Source organism: Priestia sp. BR_2 (genome assembly GCF_041954005.1).
GTDB lineage: Bacteria > Bacillota > Bacilli > Paenibacillales > Paenibacillaceae > Paenibacillus_AQ > Paenibacillus_AQ lautus_A.
On the sequence record NZ_JAVFHM010000202.1, the window covers coordinates 1 to 2,843 of the forward strand.

The 2,843-nt window shown below is 30.9% G+C and carries 4 protein-coding genes; 2 read left to right on the plus strand and 2 right to left on the minus strand.

Going from position 1 to position 2,843, the window contains the following annotated elements:
* Positions 1-359: 359 nt before the first annotated feature.
* Entirely contained in the window at positions 360-923 is a 564-nt protein-coding gene (locus tag RB298_RS15130) for a hypothetical protein (RefSeq protein ID WP_486047485.1), read from the plus strand.
* A 221-nt stretch (positions 924-1,144) separates the two neighbouring features.
* Positions 1,145-1,855 carry a hypothetical protein gene (locus RB298_RS15135; protein ID WP_098602335.1) on the plus strand — a complete coding sequence of 237 codons (711 nt, stop codon included), beginning with the start codon at positions 1,145-1,147 and terminating at the stop codon, positions 1,853-1,855.
* Between the two features lie 115 nt (positions 1,856-1,970).
* Here RB298_RS15135 and RB298_RS15140 read toward each other — a convergent pair whose 3' ends face one another.
* Together RB298_RS15140 and RB298_RS15145 are read right to left on the minus strand one after the other, a co-directional pair.
* Positions 1,971-2,549 (minus strand): hypothetical protein, encoded by a 579-nt coding sequence (locus tag RB298_RS15140; RefSeq protein ID WP_486047487.1) that lies wholly within the window; start codon positions 2,547-2,549, stop codon positions 1,971-1,973.
* Between the two features lie 38 nt (positions 2,550-2,587).
* Positions 2,588-2,843: hypothetical protein (locus RB298_RS15145; RefSeq protein WP_486047486.1), on the minus strand; the 256-nt coding region annotated here is incomplete at its 5' end.

A 2,843-nucleotide genomic window follows, 5' to 3' on the forward strand; every position in this document is an offset into this window, starting at 1 on the left:
TACTCCCATGGAGCATCACCTGCTGTCCACATTTTTCGGTTGGGGTTTCCTTTAGAAAATTCCGTCATTGAGAACTGCTTGAACGTCTTCCTCATTTAAATATGGTTTCAATAAGTGCCAATTCTCACGCATAGAATATAATTTTTCCTATAATTCTACTTCTTCAATTGCATTATTTATTTCTAAAACTTGTATCATAGTGAAGTTCCTCTCAATTATATGTTTTTGATTATAAAGTCTTTATATTGAGAGCAATTCTTATGTAAGGAGAAATGTGAAAACATTTTAAACCCAATAATAGATTGTAAGTTTTATCTAATATAGAGTAAGATTGAACTATTGCAAAAGGAGGAGTATCGGTGGATAAAGTGAAAAAAGAGAAGTTGACATTCAAAACAATGAAGAAGCGCCATTGGGCGGGAGCAATCATAGCAGGTGTAGCATTAGGAAGCGTTATTGGAGCTATGATACCAAGTGAAGATGAAACTGCCCAAAAACCAAAAAAAGTAGAACAAAAAGCAGAAAAGCCATCTAATGTTGATTGGGAAGTTGAAGTTAAAAAAATCGTGGGTCCTGGTAACACTACACCTACAGAAAATTTTGATAAAATTATGAAAATAGCTAATTCATACCAACCTACTAAAAAAGAAATTAAATATTTTACATCATACATAATTCAAGAATATAATGATAAACGTTACATAAGTGATATTAAAAACGATGACTATATGCTTTCAAACATATTTATGTCAGCAGTCGTGGAAAATTATTATGATGATTCAGAACGTAATCCAATAGATGCGTTTGCATTTGATTTCTTTCAAAACAGCAAATATACATATAGAGGTGTAGATGCTGTTGATAGTGATGCAGTAAAATCAAACGAACATCAAATGGACAAATCATTAGTACAATTACAATAAGTTTGATGAAGAAGGAGAGCTGAGTGCTCTCTTTTTTTATGTGTTTTTATCAAAATCCTCTTTAGTTTCGTATGAATACATTTAAATTTTAAATTGAACTTTATTTTGCTAAAAGCTATTAAACTTTTAATATGGGGGAACCAATAAATTAAGGTAGTATTCATTTTTAATTTTTTACCCGCAAGGGAGAATGAAAGTATTTTCAAAAGAGGAGGGGTTTTTTGAATGAATCATGGAAAGAATTGATGGGATTTGTTCCGCTACTTGTAGCAATTACGACTGCTTTGTTAGCTTTTTTGTTTGGTAAAGCTACTGAGAAAAAGAAAAAATTTTATTCGATGGTTGATGAAAATCTCAATGCTAACTTAAGTAAAATGTATAGAGAAGTAATAGATATTACGGAGATTCAAAACTATGACAGCAGAAAAATGAAAAAGTTTATTCTTAAGTATGCTAACGATGAAAACATGTATAAACTCCACGATGATGATTTAATTTATAAATTTCTTACATTATCAATACAAGTTAGAAAAGGAACTATTGACGAGACTGGTTTAGCTTCGGCATTTAAATGGTTAAGTATCGATATTCAAAATTTATTTTGGGACACACTCAAAGTTAGTACTAGTGATTTTAAGTGGTGGAGGAATAGAAAAACAATTAATCCTTTAGTAGGCATTCCGTTGAATATTTTCTTTATACTTAAGGATGTTTTCGAGTATCTCTGCGGATTATTCCTTTTTTTCTTGTTTTTTGTTCTCATTGATATAATGGATGGTAAAGCAAGTAATTTTACAAAAGATTATGGGTCTGTTGTAGGAAGTTTATCAATCAGCTTTTTTATGATATATGTATGCTTATTTACTATTAATAACTTTTTTGGTGATAAAAGAGATTTCAAAAGGAAAAAAATAATAAGAAAATCTAAGTAGTCACCTTATCTAACTGAAAGACATTGAACAAATTTGGTCAATGTCTTTTTTTATTTTATGAACAAGAATACACGGTATAACTAATTTTTCTCGTTAATTAAACATATCTAAGTTGTTATCTATTAACATTGTTATACCGTTTATTCATTCTATCACGTTCTAGAATATACAGCATGTCTCGTATCATTTCTGGTGTTTCCACCATAACGTAAACTTGATATTTTGGATTATTACGATTACGCATCGTGTGATTCAAGTCATGCCCCATGCGGATTAAATCCATTGCCAAAGTTTTTTTGTAAATATTTTTTAATTTTGGTTTTTCGTCAGCTTCGGTTTTTTCTGTGAGTTGTACATCATCGTCAAGCGTTTCAAGTTGAAGAGTTTCATAGTGTTTATCCCAACCAGCGATAAAATTTTCATAAACTCTTTCCATTGCTTTTGGTGTCAAGTGGGTATATACCCACAAGTCGTCTTTTACGTGAATGTTTTTCTTTTTGCTACCATTCTTAGAAATGAAATATTCACTGTCAGAAGTTCTGATACCAACAAGCTCGATTATATCAATCGTTTTTTGAAGGTCTTTTTCCATAAAATATGCCCAGAAGTTGCGGAAGATTTGTGCATAGGATTTTTCCTCCCATTTAATTGTTTCTCCATTTACGTTCATTTCAAATTTGTGTTTTTCTCCCATTATTATCCCTCCCATTATGTAGCACATTAGATATTGCTTTATGCAAGTAATCTCTCAATTTCTTCACTAGCCAATCGGTCATATATTCTTAGTGGTTCGATTAAGAAGTGAGCATTTTTTTCATATATTACTTCTGCCAACAATGGAATATCTGCGAGCAAGTCAACTTCTTTATCGTAAATTAAGTAATCTAAAGCTCTCATAAAAAATACTTCTCTAAATTCTGCTGAATTATAGTTATCCAATAGCATTTCTACAGCACTTTCTATCAGAATTCTTCTCACGTTATTACCC

Coding starts and splice junctions, on each gene's coding strand:
- RB298_RS15140 (WP_486047487.1), bottom strand. CDS start 2,549: ATGGGAGAAAAACACAAATTTGAAATGAACGTAAATGGAGAAACAATT.